Here is a 15,581-nt window from a genome sequence, read left to right as displayed (position 1 = left end):
GAAACAGGAGGTAGCAGGATGAAGCGATGGGTATCGAAATGGGTGACGGGACTCGCGGTGATCAGCTTGCTGACTACTGCTGCGCCTATGGCCTATGCAGAAAAGTCTTCATTGAAATCGAAAATGTTTGATTTGTCCGCGCCCGCAGAACAGCTCATTCGGGATAAAGAGCTGCATAATGGGACGGTCATGCAGTCGTTTGCCATCGATGACGTCCATCAAAGGATTTATGTTCTGCAATTGATGGCAGGAGGGCAGCAGCTACCGGGTGAAAGTGGGCCAGTTTCTGGTGCGCAGCGTGACAAGAACGGCGACATGACCTTGACCCAGCTGGATTTGGAAGGCAACAAGCTGGGCTACATGTTTCTGAAAGGCTTCGGCCATGGCGTGCAGATGGGAGTCGAAACGGACGGGGATACCACGTACTTGTGGACAGAGACGGATTCTGTGACGGAAGGCAGCAGCGGATGGGGAACACAGCTGGCGAGATTCCCTTTTGAAAACGGCAAGATTTTGACGCCTGACTCCGAAGAGTTGCAGAAGCATCAGCTGGTCGAAGGGGTGGATAGAACCACCGTGAATATCGATCAGGCAAACGGACTTCTGACCATGCGCTACCGCCAGGACGGTGCGTTCCGATTTGGTGTCTTCGAGCTGGATAAGGTATTGCGCCAGGAATATGAGCCCATCGCAGATGTTGCCCAGCCGAGCGTGGGGACTTTCCAGGGCTTTGCCTCCTACGGTGGGTACCTGTACCTGCTTGAAGGCAACTCCTACGGGTCAAGCGGCTCTGTGGAGCCAACGGGAAATACCTACGTGACGGTGGTTAACCTGAACACAGGAAAGGTAGTGGACAAACAGCTGATTACAGCAGGGACGGATCTTTCCTTCCGGGAGCCAGAGGGATTGGCTGTACGTATTCCTGACGCCAAGCATCCGCAAAAGGCAGAGCTTGGGATCGGTTTCGCCTCCAGCTTTACGCCGCTGCGCTTGGCGAATGTCTTTACTTTCGACCGCTTGCTGCCCGAGCAGGCGATCGTGAACAAAAATAGCAAGGATTGATGGGGCCATCGCCGTTCTCTCTCGTGGGGGAGAACGGCTTTTTGTATAGGGGAGAGGCTGATTGCATCGCTATTTCCGACATGGATGTGGAATGTCAGAAAAGCTGACGTTTCATTTATATGAATATTTATTATAGATTGACAATTCAAAGTTTTGTGCATAACATTAGCTTAAGCCTAATTACAGACATATTAGAGAACGATTTTAGTGATGATGATTGGGGGTTTACTCACATTTACCGGATTTTTTTACCGTTGTATATGTTATTTATTAAATATCGGACTAATTAAAGAATAGTAGAAGGTGATTTGTTGTCCCTCTCATTTGCCGTTATTGGACCCAAGCTTTTAGTGGATGACATCTGTGAGGTGTTGAAGGAATTTCCGCAGATTGAGCCTACCAAACTCATTTACGACTCCGAGAAAAATGCCAGAGACTTGCTGGTGGGAAGCATGGAAGTTTTTGATGTCTATTTCTTTAGTGGAGACGTCCCGTTCCTGACCACGCAGGACTTGATCCCCTCGCATGCCTGCTCCTTGTTCATTCCATTTGATGGTGCTGAGCTCTACAAGGTCATCCTGCAAATTTATCGTCATTATCACTTCTTTCCGATCATCAGCTTTGACGGTGTTCCAGCGAAGAATTTGCGTGAATTTTTCGACGAAATCGAGATCTCCAACGTGAAATGGTACTCCAAAAACATGGATGGCTTCCAGAATTCCGAGGAGCTGTACGAACACCACATGAACCTGTGGCAGGAAGGAAAGGTGCAGGTCGTTGCTACATCTATCCACTCCGTTTATCAGAGATTGAAGGAGAATCAGCTTCCCGTCTTTTTCATCAAGAGCACGAGGCAGCTCATTCGCGATACGATCAACCAGGCTTTATGGCTGGCGAGAGATCAGAAAAAGCAGCTGGCGCAAATCACGGTGCTGCAGTTCAAGATTGAGCCGAACGAGGAAGGCAAGTACGAAAGAGATAAAAGCGTTCCGGATCGTTTTCAAAAGAAGATCACAGATTTCAGCAAGCGATTGTTTGCCTCAACGACAAGTGGGGACCCAAGCGAGTACACGTTGTATACCACGCGTGGAATCGTGGAGAAAGTGACCAAGGATTTTACGAACTTCCCCATTCTGAAAAACGGAAATGGGGAAGTTGGGACGATCAATCTCGGGATTGGCATGGGAGACACGGTCGAACGTGCTTTGTACAATGCCAACAGAGCCGTCGAGTTCGCTGTCCGCAATCCGGGAAACAGCGCTTATCTCATTGATGACCAAATGAAGGTCCTAGGGCCGCTCGGGACGAGGAATACGCTGGATTATTCCCTCATCGACGAGCAGCGCGGCGATTTCGTCTCTACCTCTGTGCGCAAGATGTTTTCGTGGCTGCAGATTATCCAGAAAAATGAGGTGACGACGCGGGAAATCAGCGTCGGAATGAATACGGGAGAACGCAATGCGGCGAGGATGATTCAAAAATTGAAGGAAAAAGGAATCGCTGAAGCGATCGGCAGTGAATCCATGAGTCAACGCGGCAGACCGCGTCCCATTTACCGTATCGATTTGCAGCGATTGTCAGAGGAAATAAAAGGCAGGAACAAACCGTAATGCGAAAAAGGAGGTTCGGTTCGAGATGGCTGGTTATATCGTAAAGCGTTTTTTTGCCAGTATTCTTACGATGTTTGTCCTCATCACTATCACCTTTTTCCTGATGCACGCCGTACCGGGAGGACCGTTCAGTCCCGCTGAGGAGAGAAAAGTCCCGAAAAGCGTAATGGAAAAAATGGAAGAGAAGTTTGGGTTAAATGAGCCGTTAGGCGTGCAGTACGTGAACTACCTGAAGAGCATCGCCCAAGGGGATTTGGGGATTTCCTTCAAGCAGTCAGATGTCACAGTGAACGAGCTGATTTCCCGCGGCTTCCCCGTTTCTGCAAAAGTGGGCTTGATCGCGATTGTCATCGCACTCATCGTCGGCATGCTGCTGGGGATCACGTCGGCGATCAAGAGAGGAAAGTGGCCGGATTGGCTTTCCATGATCGTCGCCACCATCGGGATCTCGATTCCGAACTTCGTCATGACGGTTTTGATGCTGTTTTTATTCGTCGTTGTGATGAAGCTGCTTCCTTCTTACGGACTGTCTAGCTGGAAGCACTACATCCTTCCTGTCGCAGGCTTGGCTTTTGGACCGATCGCCTATATTGCCCGGCTGATGCGCTCCAGCATGCTCGAGGTCATGCGCCAGGACTACATACTGACAGCTAGAGCCAAAGGCGTTCCTGAATACCGCGTCATTTTCAAGCACGCTCTCAAAAATGCGATCATTCCTATCGTTACTTATCTGGGACCTCTCGTGGCAGCACTTTTGACGGGTAGCTTTATCGTGGAAAGAATCTTCTCGATTCCAGGCATTGGCCGGGATTTCGTATCAGGGATCAGTGACCGGGACTACTCCGTCATCCTCGGATTGACAGTCTTCCTCGGGATATTCATCATCATTTCGAACTTTATCGTAGACATTCTCTACGCCATTATCGATAAACGAGTAAAAATTGAGGAGTAGGTGATGACTGATGAATTACGCAGCGAAAAGGAGCGAGGGAGCTGTTCCTTTGTCCGATATGGACCAGGCGTGGGCAGATCTTCCCGATGAGGATTTTACCCGGCTAAAGGATTCCGCGCGGCAGACGGACGCCATCGCCAGACCGAGCAAATCCTACTGGCAGGACGCATGGAGCCGGTTTCGCAAAGACCCGCTGGCAATGATCGGACTTTTCATTATCGTCGTGATCGCCATCGCCGCGATCGTCGGACCTTGGCTTTCCCAGTACACGTACGATGGTCAGGACATCGCGAATCAGAACCAAGGCCCATCCGGTGAACACTGGTTTGGGACAGACAAGTTTGGACGCGATATTTTCGTCCGTGCCATGTACGGAGCGAGAATCAGCTTGACGATTGGTGTGGCAGTTGCCGCGATCAATCTGGTGATCGGGGTTATTTATGGAGGAATTTCCGGCTACTTAGGCGGCAAAGTAGACATGGTGATGATGCGCATTGTCGATATCATGATCGGGGTTCCGGACTTGCTCTACATCATTCTGTTGATGATGTTCCTGGGAAATACGATTGAGAGTATCCTGCTCGCCATGTCGCTGACCTACTGGATCGGAACAGCGCGCATGGTTCGCTCTCAGGTCATTACGCTCAAGCATCAGGAATACGTGCTGGCAGCGAGGGCGACAGGCTCTTCGAACATGAGAATTTTGTTCAAGCATCTGATTCCGAACAGCATGGGTCCCATTATCGTAACCGTTACCTTCCTCGTTCCATCCGCGATCTTCACGGAAGCGTTTCTCAGCTTTTTGGGAATCGGGATTCAGGTACCGATGGCGAGCTGGGGGACTCTCGTAAACGATGCGGTCCCGACTCTGTTTACCCAGCCTTATCAAATGCTGTTCCCGGCTATTGCCATCAGTGTGACGATGTTTGCCCTGAATTTTATCGGCGATGGACTGCGAGATGCCTTGGATCCGCGGTTAAAGAAATAAAGGCGGTGTTAACGTGAAATTACTCGATGTTCAAAATCTGAGAACGACCTTTCATATCGAAGCAGGACAGGTACAGGCAGTCCGGGGTATTTCCTTTCACGTGAACAAGGGCGAGTCGATCGGCATCGTAGGAGAATCCGGCTCGGGTAAAAGCGTGTCGATGCTCTCTCTTTTAAAGCTTTTGCCGTCCAACGCCAAGCTGGAAGCGGACAGCGTTCTATTCGATGGGATCGAGCTTGTCAAAACAGACCAAAAAGCCATGAGGAAAATGCTCGGAAATGACATCGGCATGATCTTTCAGGACCCGATGACTTCATTAAATCCGCTCTTCACGATCGGGGAGCAGATCATGGAGCCGCTGCGAATTCACCAAAAGCTGTCCAAGGAAGAGGCGCGAAAAAAAGCGATCGAAATTTTGCGGACCGTCGAAATTCCGAGCCCAGAAAGCAGGCTGAAGCAGTATCCTCACGAATTTTCCGGGGGGATGAGGCAGCGGGTCATGATCGCCATCGCGCTGTCCTGTTCGCCGAAGCTGCTGATAGCCGACGAGCCTACGACGGCGCTGGACGTAACGATACAGGCACAAATTCTCGACCTCATGCGCGATCTTCGCAACAAGATGGATGTGTCCATCGTCATGATTACCCATGACCTCGGCGTGATTGCGAACATGTGCAACCGAATCGTCGTGATGTACGGGGGGACGATTGTCGAGCAGGGGACGACGCGGGAGATCTTTTATGAGCCCAAGCATCCATACACGTGGGGGCTGCTTCGCTCGATTCCGCAATTTTCCGAGGGCGAGAAGAAAAAGCTCATCTCCATCCCGGGCAGTCCGCCTGATTTGCTGCGGCCGCCGCAAGGATGTGCATTTACAGCCAGATGTCCACATGCGATGAAAATCTGTGAAAAGCTTCCTCCGCAGCAGATTTCACTATCCGATACGCATCAAGCGGCGTGCTGGCTGATGCACCCGAAAGCAGCTCCTCATGCGAAAGAGGTGATCAGCTAATGGGAAAAGCCAAACAAAGTCTCGTAGAGGTACGAAATCTGAAGAAGTACTTTGAAGTGCAAAAAAGCTTTTTTGGCCGCAGCTCTACCCTGCTGAAAGCGGTGGACGACGTGAGCTTTACCATCTCGAAAGGGGAAACCTTTGGGCTGGTTGGAGAGTCTGGCTGTGGCAAATCAACCATCGGAAGAACCTTGCTGAAGCTGTATGAACCGACCGGCGGAGATATCTTGTACGATGGAAAGTCCATCAGCAGCTTGAAGCATAAAGAGATGATGCCGTACCGGAAAAAGATGCAAATGATTTTCCAGGACCCGTACGCATCGCTCGATCCTCGCTTGACCATCGCGGAGATCGTCGGAGACCCGCTGGTTGTACACAACATCTACCAGGGCAAAGACCGGATAGATCGGGTCAAAGAGCTAATCGAGCTGGTCGGACTGAAAGCTGACCACCTCAATCGCTACCCGCATGAGTTTTCGGGAGGTCAGCGGCAAAGGATTGGCATCGCCCGGGCGCTGGCTGTTGAACCGGAGTTTATCGTTTGTGACGAGCCGATTTCCGCTCTGGACGTATCGATCCAGGCGCAGGTGGTCAATATGCTGGAGGAATTGCAGGAGCGATTTGGGCTGACCTATTTGTTTGTGTCCCACGACCTGTCCATGGTGCGACACATCTCTCACAAAGTAGGCGTTATGTACCTGGGGAGTCTGGTCGAATACGCCGATGTAAACGAGCTGTATACGAACATGCAGCATCCGTATACGCGAGCACTCCTGTCAGCCGTCCCGATCGCAGACCCGGATACCGCCGAGCAAAGCGAACGGATTCACCTCCAGGGAGACGTACCGAGCCCGATGAATCCGCCGAGCGGCTGTACGTTCCGGACGCGCTGCCCGTATGCCATGAGCAAATGCGCAGAGGAAACGCCCAAGCTGCGGGATATGGGAAATGGACACATGGTGGCGTGCCATCTGATTGAGTAACGCTGCAGATTCCATTCCACTCGATATGAATGCGGTCTCTTTTGGGACGGCTCATATAATATTTACAAAAATGGGGGGACGAGTATGAAAAAGAAGATGGGCTTGGTGCTCGCTGCACTTTTGGCGATCACATCCGTCACAGCAGGCTGCAGCAGTTCCAGCAGCTCCGGCACGACGGCACCACAAGGTCAGCAACAGGCAGCTCCACAGGCAACAGCAGAAAAACCGGCAGTAGAGCAAAAAATTATTTATGCATTGAGCAAGGAACCAGAGGAAATGGACCCGACACTGAACGTGTATGCGCGTTCCTCCATCGTGCTGCAAAACCTGTTTAGAGGCCTTTATAAAATCGATGAATCCGGGAAAAAACCTGTACCATCCCTCGCAGAAAGCTACGAGCTGGATTCGACAGGAACGAAGTACACCTTCAAGCTCAACAAAAATGCCAAATGGTCCGATGGAAAGCCGGTAACCGCGCAGGACTTTGAATACTCCTGGAAACGCGTACTGAACCCGGATGTCGCTTCCGGTGCAGCCTTCTACCTGTACTACCTCAAAAACGGAAAAGCCTACAACGAGAAGAAAGCATCGGCGGATGAGGTAGGTGTAAAAGCCGTGGATGAATCCACGCTCGAAGTAACACTGGAAAGCCCGACTCCGTACTTCCTGGAGCTCTTGTGCGTAACAGCTTATTATCCAGTTCGCAAGGATGCCGTGGAAAAAGAAGGCTGGACGAAATCTCCCGAGACGTATTTGACCACAGGGCCATTCGTGCTGAGCGAGCTGAAGCCGAAAGAAAAATATGTGCTGAAGAAAAATCCAAACTACCTCGAAGCGGACAAAGTGAAGCTGGATACGCTGGAAATCGTATTTATCGAGTCTAGCGAGGCTGAGCTGGCAGCGTACACGAACGACGAGATTCAAGTATCCGACAACATGACGCCAGAAGGGATGAAGCGATTCGAGAACACACCTGAGTTCTTCTCCGTTCCTCGTATCGGGATGCAGTACTTCGATTTCAACGCATCCAAGAAGCCATTTGATGATGCCAAAGTACGGAAAGCCTTCAGCATGGCCATCAACCGCGAGCAGATCATCAAGAGCATCGTCCAATCTGTAGAAAAACCTGCATTCGGCTTTGTTCCGTACGGGATTCCGGACGGCGTGCAAAAAGACAAGGAATACCGCGATGTAGCAGGCAACATGTTCACAGAAAACGTCGACGAGGCGAAAAAGCTGTTGGCAGAAGCAGGCTATCCAGACGGCCAGGGAATTCCGGAGATCACGATGATCGTCATGGCGAGCCAGTCCGACAAAGACATCGCGCAAGCCCTGCAAAGTATGTGGAAGCAAAACCTGGGTGTAAACGTCAATATCGAAACCTTCGAATCGAAAGTGTATTGGGATGAAATCGAAAACGGCAGCTTCAACATCGCCAGCGATGGTTGGACAGGAGACTATCCAGACCCGATGACAAACCTTGATATTTTCGAGAGCGTGAACGCATCGGACGACATCCGCTGGAGCAATCCAGAGTACGACCGATTGCTGGACGAAAACCGCAAAATTTCCGACCAGGCAAAACGGATGGAAAACTATGCGAAGGCAGAAAAAATCCTGGCAGACGAAATGCCTCTGATGCCGCTGCGCTTCTATGAAGACCAGTTCCTGGCGAAGCCAAATGTCAAAGGTGTTCTGAAAAACTACATCGGTCACACGATCTTTGAATACGCGCACGTAGAATAAACATTTGAATGAGGAAGGGTCGGGGAGCAGCTGCTTTTCGGCCCTGCCCTCGTGAGGGAGACAGAGCCATGAAACCTGTTATCGGCATTACCACCTATTTATCAGACACGATGTACAGCACGGTCAGTCGAAATTACACGGATTCGATTTATGCGGCTGGCGGCATTCCCGTCACCATTCCCATTCTGGATCAAAAGACGAGCTACGAGGAATACATAGAGTTAGTAGACGGGATTGTTTTTACCGGCGGAAATGACATTGCTCCTTATTACTATGGAGAGAACCCGGTCAAGGAGCTGCACTCCCAATCATCTATCCGGGATGACTACGAGCTTTCCCTATTCAAAAGCGCCTATGACCAAAAGATGCCGATCCTCGGTATATGCCGGGGGATCCAGCTGATCAACGTCGCTTTAAAAGGAACGCTCTACCAGGATATCCACAGCCAAATCCCGGGTACGCTGGGGCACTATCCGAAGCAGACGGCATCCGATGAACTCTATCATTCCATACAGATCAAAAAGGACACGAAGCTCTATGAAATCTTTGGAGAAGAGCGGATTTTTACGAACTCCTTTCACCACCAGTCTGTGAAGGATCTAGGGACAAATCTCGTAGCGACAGCTTATTCAGAAGATGGTATTGTAGAAGCAGTAGAAAGCACGGAGGATCAATTCTTGCTAGGGGTTCAATGGCATCCGGAATGCATGACCAAGCGCCATCCGATGTTCCTTGCGCTATTCCGTCAGTTTATTCAGGAATCTCTTGTTTTCAAACAAAAGGGGGTATCTGTATGAAGAAGCTGTTCATCAGCGCCGATATCGAAGGCATCACCGGCATTACCAACTGGAACGAGGCAGACATCGAGAAATCATTCAGCAAATATTTTACGGAGCAAATGACCAAAGAAGTGAATGCTGCGTGCGAGGCAGCACTCGCTGCTGGGGTGGAAGACATTCTCGTAAAGGACGCGCATAGTACTGCGCGCAACCTGGATCCGTCCAAGCTGCCCGAGCAAGTCAGAATTTTGCGTGGGTGGACCAATGATCCGTTCAGTATGATGGCAGGCTTGGATGAAAGCTTCGATGGTGTTTTCCTGATCGGCTACCACTCCGCAGGCGGCAAAAACGGCAATCCTCTGGCGCACACCATGAACATGCGAAATGAGCATGTCAAAATCAATGGGGAAATCGCCAGCGAGCTGACGATCAACACGTACATCGCAGCGTATAAAGGGGTTCCCGTCCTGCTTGCTACGGGTGACAAGATGATTTGTGAGGATGCCCAGAAGCTGAATCCAAACATCAAAACGGTGCCAGTGAGCGAAGGAATCGGCAACGCTTCGCTATCCATTCATCCTGATCTGGCGTTGAAGAAGATCAAGGAGCAGGTCGAAGCCGTTGTGGGAGATGACCTCTCCCAATACCTGGTGAAATTACCGGAATCCTACCGTGTCGAGATCGCTTTCCGTGAGCATTATCATGCATACAGCGGCTCCTTCTATCCGGGTGCAAAACAGACGGGTCACAAGACGGTTGAGTTTGAAACGAACGATTACATGGAAGTGCTGCGCTTTTTGTTTTTCGTTTTGTAAGCTCTGGGCTGTCCCTTGGTCGATTTCGGCTTAGGGGCAGCTTTGTTGTTAGGTCTGATCCAGACAAAAAGAGAGGAAAGCAGATGGAACTTCGTCAATTAAAGACATTTCATGTGGTGGCAGAATGTCTCAACCTCACAAAAGCGGCGGAAATCCTGCGTTACTCACAGCCGACCATTACCTTGCAGATTCAGGCGTTGGAGCGGGATATCGGTCACACCCTCCTAAACCGGGTAGGGAAGCGGACCTTTCTGACCCCGACAGGCAAGCTTTTGAAAAAGCATACCGACAAACTGTTTCAGAATCTGGAGGAGCTGGAGCGGAGAAGCCAAACGGCAAATTGATCGTAGCAGCGCCGGAATTTTACTGCAGCTACTATTTATCACAGCTGCTGAGCATTTACCTCAATCTTCACCCGCAAGTGCAGATGAAGCTGCTTTGCTACAACAGCAAGGAGACGATCAAGCTGGTAGAGGCCAACCAAGCGGATATTGGCATCGTTGCCGGGAAGTGCAATCGGCCGGGAATCGAGGAGATTTTGATTGATCAAGAGGATCTGGTGCTTGTCGCCCATCCGCAGATGGTCAAGTCCCGCAGCGCTTCTGAGCTTTTCCAGGTATATCCCTTCATTACCTACGACTTGGAAGGGGTCATTAAAGAGTGTCTAGACGAGATCCAGTGCAAGCCTGCTTCCACGATTGAATGCGGGAGTGAGGAAGCGATCAAGCGTGCCGTCCTGTCGCAAACAGGCATCGCCCTGATCAGCGACGTCATTATTGAGGAAGAGGTCAAGCAGACCACATTTCGCGTGTGAGCAAGGCGATTTTCGGTAAAGTCCGAGATCGTCTTTTTCTTTTGCTTTTTTAATAGTTACCATTGGACAACCTCATTTTTCATCCCCACCGAGATGGACTACTATGAAATCAGAAGCATCCGAAGAAAAAACGGAGGAGGGATTTTATGAAAATCGTATCAATCGAAGTGTTCGCGACCCAGCTTCCCCTGCTGCGGCCGTTTATCGTGGCGTACGATGCGTATCATGAGCTGCCGAGTATTATTGTAAAAATGACAACGGATACAGGAGTGATCGGGTATGGGGAAGGCATGCCTGACTCCCATGTGACGGGAGAGACCTTTTCCAGCACGTATCAGATGCTGGTAAATGACATCGCGCCCTTGCTCATCGGAGAAAATCCATTCCATATCGAAAGAATTCACCGGCTCATGTCCAATGCGGTTTACCACGCGCCGACGGCAAAGGCAGCGATCGATATTGCCTGCTACGACATCATGGGGAAAGCGGCGAACCAGCCTGTCTACAATCTGCTGGGGGGCAAATCGCATGCGACGTTGACGGTTCCGTGTGTCGTCAGCATCCTGGCACCGGAAGAGATGGCAAGACAAGCTGCACATGCTGTTTCCGAAGGCTATACGAGCATCAAGATCAAGGTGGGTACAGACCCCGCTGTCGATGTGAAGCGAATTCGGGCTGTGCGGGAGGCGATCGGCGAGGACATCCAGCTGCGCGTGGATGCCAACCAGGGCTGGGGCAATGCAGCTACGGCGATGCGGGTACTCAGGCAGGTCGAGGATTGTCAGATGGAATGGATCGAACAGCCAGTCCTAGCAGACGATTTGTTTGGCTTGGCAGACGTCAGAAGAAAGACCATCATTCCCGTCATGGTAGACGAAGGGCTGCACGGGGAAAAAGAAATGCGTGAAATCATCGACAAGCAGGCAGCAGACTTAATCAACATCAAGCTGATGAAGTGCGGGGGGCTCTATCCGGCATGCAAGCTGGTTGCCCAAGCCGAAATGGCGGGAATGCGCTGTCAGGTCGGTTCCATGGTAGAATCCGCCATAGCGACCGCTGCCGGAGCGCATCTCTCTCTTGCAAAAGAAATGATTTTCTCCAATGAAATGGTTGGCCCCCTGATGTTCTCCCAGGACTTCGGAGTACTGACCTATCAAAAAAATGAGCTGATTCTCGATGAATCGCCGGGATTAGGTGTGGATGTAGACGAGGAGCTTATACATCGTTTGAGCAGCCAGTTTGCGAGAATTGAATGAATTAGGATAAAGCGCACCCCATGATACCAAAATTTGGGGTGCGCTTTTTTGTTTGGGGAGGTCAACTGTGGAGGATAAATTTTTGAGAATGATTGAATCTTAGAGTAGTAGGAGGAGGTGATAAAAATGACAGTAGCATCCCAAGTTAAACAGACGTTGGCAAGCTTAAAAGGCGCACAAGCGAATCTGGAAACGTTTGCGCTCAACACCCAAAATCAGCAGGCTAAACAATTGTATACACAAGCCGCTGAACAAACGAAGTCAATCCTCTCTAGTCTGGAACAACGTGTGACAGAACTCGAAAACGAAGAACCGCAATATAAAGGATTCTAATTGCTTCCAACCAAGTGCCAGGAAGGGGGGGAGCTCCCTCCTCTTCCTGATCCTGCAGGAATTTTGGAGGTCGATGGAACATGCCTGATTGGTTGAATATTGCCTTGAGGTCCATCGGGGCTGTTGCCTATTTGTTTATCTTGACGAAATTGATTGGTAAAAGACAAATTCGCCAGCTTACATACATCGAGTACATCGTCGGGATTACCATCGGCTCGATCGCAGGGTTCATGGCTATGGAAATGGACGGCCCCATTCATCACAGCTTGATCGCCCTTACCATTTTTGCTTTGTTTCCAGTTTTGCTTGAATGGCTCTCTCTGAAAAGCAAGGTCATTCGCAATGTGGTGGAAGGCAATGCTACCATTTTGATCAAGGACGGGAAGGTTCTGGAAGATAATCTGAAAAGCGAGCGGCTGACAACGGAAGACTTGCTGGAGCATCTGCGGATGAAAAACGTGTTCAGGGTGGCAGACGTTGAATTTGCCTTGATGGAATCGAGTGGAGAACTGAGTGTGCTGCTCAAATCGCAGCATCAGCCTATAACGCCGCAACACCTTGAGTTAACGGTCTCTCCAGCAGAAGAACCACAGGCTGTCATCATGGACGGTGCCATCATGGACGAACCTCTCGCTACGATTGGATTGAACCGCAACTGGGTGAGGGCTGAACTGGAGAAAGCAGGAGTAGCGCTGGAAAATGTCTTTCTCGGTCAGGTTGACAAGGGAGGGCAACTGTACCTTGACTTGTATGACGATAAACTGCAGGTACCTCAGCCAACGGAAATGAAGCTGACGTTCGCCACGCTGAAAAAGTGCCAGGCAGACTTAGAACTTTTCGCATTGGAAACCAAGGACAGGCGGATGAAGCTGGCTTACCGGATAGATTCAGAGGAACTTCAAGATGTGATCGACCAGATCAAACCGTTGTTGATACGCTGACGGGAGTGAACGAGATGGCTGACCAGAAAAAGAAAAAACTGACGTTGGTACAGCAGGAATATCAGGAGCTGGCAAAAAAACATGAGCCTCCCCGCCCGCTCTTAAGCAATTTTACCAGGGCTTTTCTCGTAGGAGGAGTCATTTGTCTGATCGGGCAAGCCTTGCAAGAGATGTTCATCCACTACTTTCATTTTACCGAAAAAACGGCAGGCAATCCGACAGTGGCCGTGCTCATTTTTATTTCGGCGTTGTTGACCGGAATCGGGTTGTATGACCGGATTGGCCAGTGGGCAGGAGCGGGAACAAGCGTCCCGGTGACGGGGTTTGCGAATTCCATCGCCTCTGCGGCAATCGACCATCGAAGCGAAGGACTCGTGCTTGGAGTGGGGGGAAACATGTTCAAGCTGGCGGGTTCCGTCATCTTGTTTGGGGTCGGTGCAGCCTTTCTCATTGGATTGATCAAAACTCTGATAAAAATGGGAGGATGAAGGATGCGCCAGGGTCACCAGTCATGGGTGTTTTCTACAAAGCCGGTGATTGCCGGCAGTTCGGCGATAGGCGGCCCCTTTGAGGCTCAAGGACCGCTTGCCGATGATTTTGATACGCTTCACGGTCACCTTATGATCGGACAGGACAGTTGGGAGAAGGCTGAACGAGTATTACTGGAAGAAGCCTGCGATAAAGCGATAGAAAAAGCGGGTTTAACGAAAGAGAAGATTCACTTTATGCTGGCTGGCGATTTAATGAATCAGAGCATTTCCGCTAATTTTTCTGCCCGTACACTTGCGATTCCTTTCCTCGGGATCTTCGGAGCTTGCTCAACTTCGATGGAGGGCTTGGCATTGGCAGCTCAGCTGGTCGACAGCCGGTCGGCAGATTATGTCTTGGCTGCTACGAGCAGTCACAATGCGGCGGCGGAAAAACAGTATCGCTATCCGACAGAGTACGGCTCGCAAAAACCGCCAACCGCACAGTGGACCGTTACGGGAGCGGGAGCGGCTGTAGTGGCAAGTCAGGGAAACGGACCGCGAATTCAAGCTGCCACGATCGGCAGAATTGTAGATATGGGCATGTCTGATCCGTTTAACATGGGAGGAGCAATGGCGCCCGCAGCCTTGTCAACATTGGAAACGCATTTTCGGGATTTGCAGCTTCCGCACGACCATTACGACCTGGTGGTTACAGGCGACTTGGGCAAGGTGGGCCATTCCATCTTGTCTGAGCTGCTGCCGAAACACAACGTTTTTATTCCTTTGGAACGATATGTGGACTGCGGCATGTTGATTTACGGGGATAATCCCAATGTGTGGTCGGGAGGAAGCGGATGCGGATGTTGTGCTACTGTCACATACGGGCATCTGTTGCGCCGTATGAAAGAAGGCGAATGGAAGCGAATTCTGGTCGTTGCAACGGGAGCTTTACTCTCTCCTATTTCTTACCAGCAGGGAGAAAGCATACCCTGCATTGCCCACGCCGTAGCGATTGAAGCTGAACAACTGTCAGGAGGGGGAGTATGACGTTTTTTTGGGCGTTTCTAGTAGGAGGAACCATTTGCTTGATCGGACAGTTCCTCATCGATGTAGTGAAATTGACCCCAGCGCATACCATGTCATCCTTGGTCGTAGCAGGAGCAGTGCTGGATGGTGTCGGTTTATATGATCCATTGATCAAGTTTGCGGGAGCGGGCGCTACTGTGCCTATTACAAGTTTTGGAAACGCTTTGGTTCATGGAGCAATGGCGGAGGCCCAGCAGCATGGAGTAATAGGCGTTGTCACAGGTATTTTTGAAGTGACAAGTGCAGGAATATCGGCAGCGATTATATTTGGTTTTTTCATGGCACTTCTGTTCCGGCCAAAGGGTTGATGGAGCCAGGACTTTTCATTTTCCCTCTCAGAAGCCAGGAGCTCAAACGCAGCAAGCAATGGATCAACCAGGGGTGAATACAGACAACCGAATTCAAATTGCCAATCAGGCTGCAGAAAAGATCGCAAAAGTCAATGGTGTGAGGCAAGCGAATGTCCTGGTAACACAAAGAAATGCTTATGTAGCTGCGGTGGTGAACACCAATCAAGGCAAGCTGACGCCCGAGCTGGAGGGGCAGATCGCCAAGCAGGTTCGGGCCACGGATCCAAACATTCAAAATGTGTACGTGTCTACTAATCCTGAGTTCGTGGATCGTATCAATACGTATGTAACAGATGTTGGGCAAGGTAAACCGGTTGCTGGATTTTTTGAGGAATTTAACACAATGGTCCAAAGAATGTTTCCAACCCCTCGATAATAGCCCCC

The 15,581-nt window shown here is 50.5% G+C and carries 18 protein-coding genes; all 18 read left to right on the top strand.

Going from position 1 to position 15,581, the window contains the following annotated elements:
* Positions 1-18: 18 nt before the first annotated feature.
* Positions 19-1,062, top strand: a complete 1,044-nt coding sequence (locus tag EDM55_RS27800; protein ID WP_122961893.1) for a phage baseplate protein — start codon at positions 19-21, stop codon at positions 1,060-1,062.
* Between the two features lie 311 nt (positions 1,063-1,373).
* Positions 1,374-2,672, top strand: a complete 1,299-nt coding sequence (locus EDM55_RS27795; RefSeq protein ID WP_122961892.1) for a hypothetical protein — start codon at positions 1,374-1,376, stop codon at positions 2,670-2,672.
* Positions 2,673-2,697: 25 nt separating this feature from the next.
* Entirely contained in the window at positions 2,698-3,624 is a 927-nt protein-coding gene (locus EDM55_RS27790; protein WP_092272755.1) for an ABC transporter permease, read from the top strand.
* Between the two features lie 58 nt (positions 3,625-3,682).
* Positions 3,683-4,612 (top strand): ABC transporter permease, encoded by a 930-nt coding sequence (locus tag EDM55_RS27785; protein WP_122961903.1) that lies wholly within the window; start codon positions 3,683-3,685, stop codon positions 4,610-4,612.
* 13 nt (positions 4,613-4,625) lie between these two features.
* Positions 4,626-5,624 (top strand): ABC transporter ATP-binding protein, encoded by a 999-nt coding sequence (locus EDM55_RS27780; RefSeq protein WP_092272752.1) that lies wholly within the window; start codon positions 4,626-4,628, stop codon positions 5,622-5,624.
* Positions 5,624-6,607, top strand: coding sequence for an ABC transporter ATP-binding protein (locus EDM55_RS27775; RefSeq protein ID WP_092272749.1), 984 nt, complete (start codon positions 5,624-5,626; stop codon positions 6,605-6,607). The genes EDM55_RS27780 and EDM55_RS27775 overlap by 1 nt, the downstream gene beginning before the upstream one ends.
* Before the next feature lie 84 nt (positions 6,608-6,691).
* Complete coding sequence (locus tag EDM55_RS27770; protein ID WP_122961891.1) at positions 6,692-8,353, top strand: peptide ABC transporter substrate-binding protein; 1,662 nt, start codon at positions 6,692-6,694, stop codon at positions 8,351-8,353.
* A gap of 68 nt (positions 8,354-8,421) precedes the next feature.
* Positions 8,422-9,150: a gamma-glutamyl-gamma-aminobutyrate hydrolase family protein gene (locus EDM55_RS27765; RefSeq protein ID WP_122961890.1), complete on the top strand. Its 729-nt coding sequence runs from the start codon at positions 8,422-8,424 to the stop codon at positions 9,148-9,150.
* Positions 9,147-9,947, top strand: coding sequence for a M55 family metallopeptidase (locus EDM55_RS27760; protein ID WP_122961889.1), 801 nt, complete (start codon positions 9,147-9,149; stop codon positions 9,945-9,947). The genes EDM55_RS27765 and EDM55_RS27760 overlap by 4 nt, the downstream gene beginning before the upstream one ends.
* A gap of 83 nt (positions 9,948-10,030) precedes the next feature.
* The gene (locus EDM55_RS27755) at positions 10,031-10,291 is read left to right on the top strand and encodes a LysR family transcriptional regulator (RefSeq protein ID WP_092272737.1); all 261 of its coding nucleotides are present in this window, start codon (positions 10,031-10,033) and stop codon (positions 10,289-10,291) included.
* Positions 10,288-10,761: a LysR family transcriptional regulator substrate-binding protein gene (locus EDM55_RS27750; RefSeq protein WP_122961888.1), complete on the top strand. Its 474-nt coding sequence runs from the start codon at positions 10,288-10,290 to the stop codon at positions 10,759-10,761. Before EDM55_RS27755 ends, EDM55_RS27750 begins: the two co-directional genes overlap by 4 nt.
* 146 nt (positions 10,762-10,907) lie before the next feature.
* Positions 10,908-12,017 (top strand): mandelate racemase/muconate lactonizing enzyme family protein, encoded by a 1,110-nt coding sequence (locus EDM55_RS27745; protein WP_122961887.1) that lies wholly within the window; start codon positions 10,908-10,910, stop codon positions 12,015-12,017.
* A 126-nt stretch (positions 12,018-12,143) separates the two neighbouring features.
* Positions 12,144-12,350, top strand: a complete 207-nt coding sequence (locus tag EDM55_RS27740; protein WP_092272727.1) for a DUF1657 domain-containing protein — start codon at positions 12,144-12,146, stop codon at positions 12,348-12,350.
* 80 nt (positions 12,351-12,430) lie between these two features.
* A complete protein-coding gene (locus EDM55_RS27735; protein ID WP_092272724.1) occupies positions 12,431-13,291 on the top strand; it encodes a DUF421 domain-containing protein in 861 nt (286 codons plus the stop codon).
* Positions 13,292-13,305: 14 nt separating this feature from the next.
* Positions 13,306-13,779, top strand: a complete 474-nt coding sequence (gene spoVAC, locus EDM55_RS27730; protein ID WP_092272721.1) for a stage V sporulation protein AC — start codon at positions 13,306-13,308, stop codon at positions 13,777-13,779.
* A gap of 3 nt (positions 13,780-13,782) precedes the next feature.
* Entirely contained in the window at positions 13,783-14,808 is a 1,026-nt protein-coding gene (gene spoVAD, locus EDM55_RS27725) for a stage V sporulation protein AD (protein WP_092272718.1), read from the top strand.
* Positions 14,805-15,155 (top strand): stage V sporulation protein AE, encoded by a 351-nt coding sequence (spoVAE, locus tag EDM55_RS27720; protein WP_092272715.1) that lies wholly within the window; start codon positions 14,805-14,807, stop codon positions 15,153-15,155. The genes spoVAD and spoVAE overlap by 4 nt, the downstream gene beginning before the upstream one ends.
* Positions 15,088-15,573 carry a YhcN/YlaJ family sporulation lipoprotein gene (locus EDM55_RS27715; protein WP_092272712.1) on the top strand — a complete coding sequence of 162 codons (486 nt, stop codon included), beginning with the start codon at positions 15,088-15,090 and terminating at the stop codon, positions 15,571-15,573. The genes spoVAE and EDM55_RS27715 overlap by 68 nt, the downstream gene beginning before the upstream one ends.
* The last annotated feature ends 8 nt before the right edge of the window (positions 15,574-15,581 follow it).

The organism is Brevibacillus centrosporus (assembly GCF_003710815.1).
In the GTDB taxonomy this organism is placed as follows: Bacteria; Bacillota; Bacilli; order Brevibacillales; family Brevibacillaceae; genus Brevibacillus; species Brevibacillus centrosporus.
This window is presented reverse-complemented; position numbering and strand designations above follow the sequence as displayed.

Bases quoted from the DNA above. Each gene is read 5' to 3' on its own strand.
- EDM55_RS27800 (WP_122961893.1), top strand. From the start codon at position 19: ATGAAGCGATGGGTATCGAAATGGGTGACGGGACTCGCGGTGATCAGC.
- EDM55_RS27790 (WP_092272755.1), top strand. From the start codon at position 2,698: ATGGCTGGTTATATCGTAAAGCGTTTTTTTGCCAGTATTCTTACGATG.
- EDM55_RS27785 (WP_122961903.1), top strand. From the start codon at position 3,683: ATGGACCAGGCGTGGGCAGATCTTCCCGATGAGGATTTTACCCGGCTA.
- EDM55_RS27775 (WP_092272749.1), top strand. From the start codon at position 5,624: ATGGGAAAAGCCAAACAAAGTCTCGTAGAGGTACGAAATCTGAAGAAG.
- EDM55_RS27770 (WP_122961891.1), top strand. From the start codon at position 6,692: ATGAAAAAGAAGATGGGCTTGGTGCTCGCTGCACTTTTGGCGATCACA.
- EDM55_RS27765 (WP_122961890.1), top strand. From the start codon at position 8,422: ATGAAACCTGTTATCGGCATTACCACCTATTTATCAGACACGATGTAC.
- EDM55_RS27760 (WP_122961889.1), top strand. From the start codon at position 9,147: ATGAAGAAGCTGTTCATCAGCGCCGATATCGAAGGCATCACCGGCATT.
- EDM55_RS27755 (WP_092272737.1), top strand. From the start codon at position 10,031: ATGGAACTTCGTCAATTAAAGACATTTCATGTGGTGGCAGAATGTCTC.
- EDM55_RS27745 (WP_122961887.1), top strand. From the start codon at position 10,908: ATGAAAATCGTATCAATCGAAGTGTTCGCGACCCAGCTTCCCCTGCTG.
- EDM55_RS27740 (WP_092272727.1), top strand. From the start codon at position 12,144: ATGACAGTAGCATCCCAAGTTAAACAGACGTTGGCAAGCTTAAAAGGC.
- EDM55_RS27735 (WP_092272724.1), top strand. From the start codon at position 12,431: ATGCCTGATTGGTTGAATATTGCCTTGAGGTCCATCGGGGCTGTTGCC.
- spoVAC (WP_092272721.1), top strand. From the start codon at position 13,306: ATGGCTGACCAGAAAAAGAAAAAACTGACGTTGGTACAGCAGGAATAT.
- spoVAD (WP_092272718.1), top strand. From the start codon at position 13,783: ATGCGCCAGGGTCACCAGTCATGGGTGTTTTCTACAAAGCCGGTGATT.
- spoVAE (WP_092272715.1), top strand. From the start codon at position 14,805: ATGACGTTTTTTTGGGCGTTTCTAGTAGGAGGAACCATTTGCTTGATC.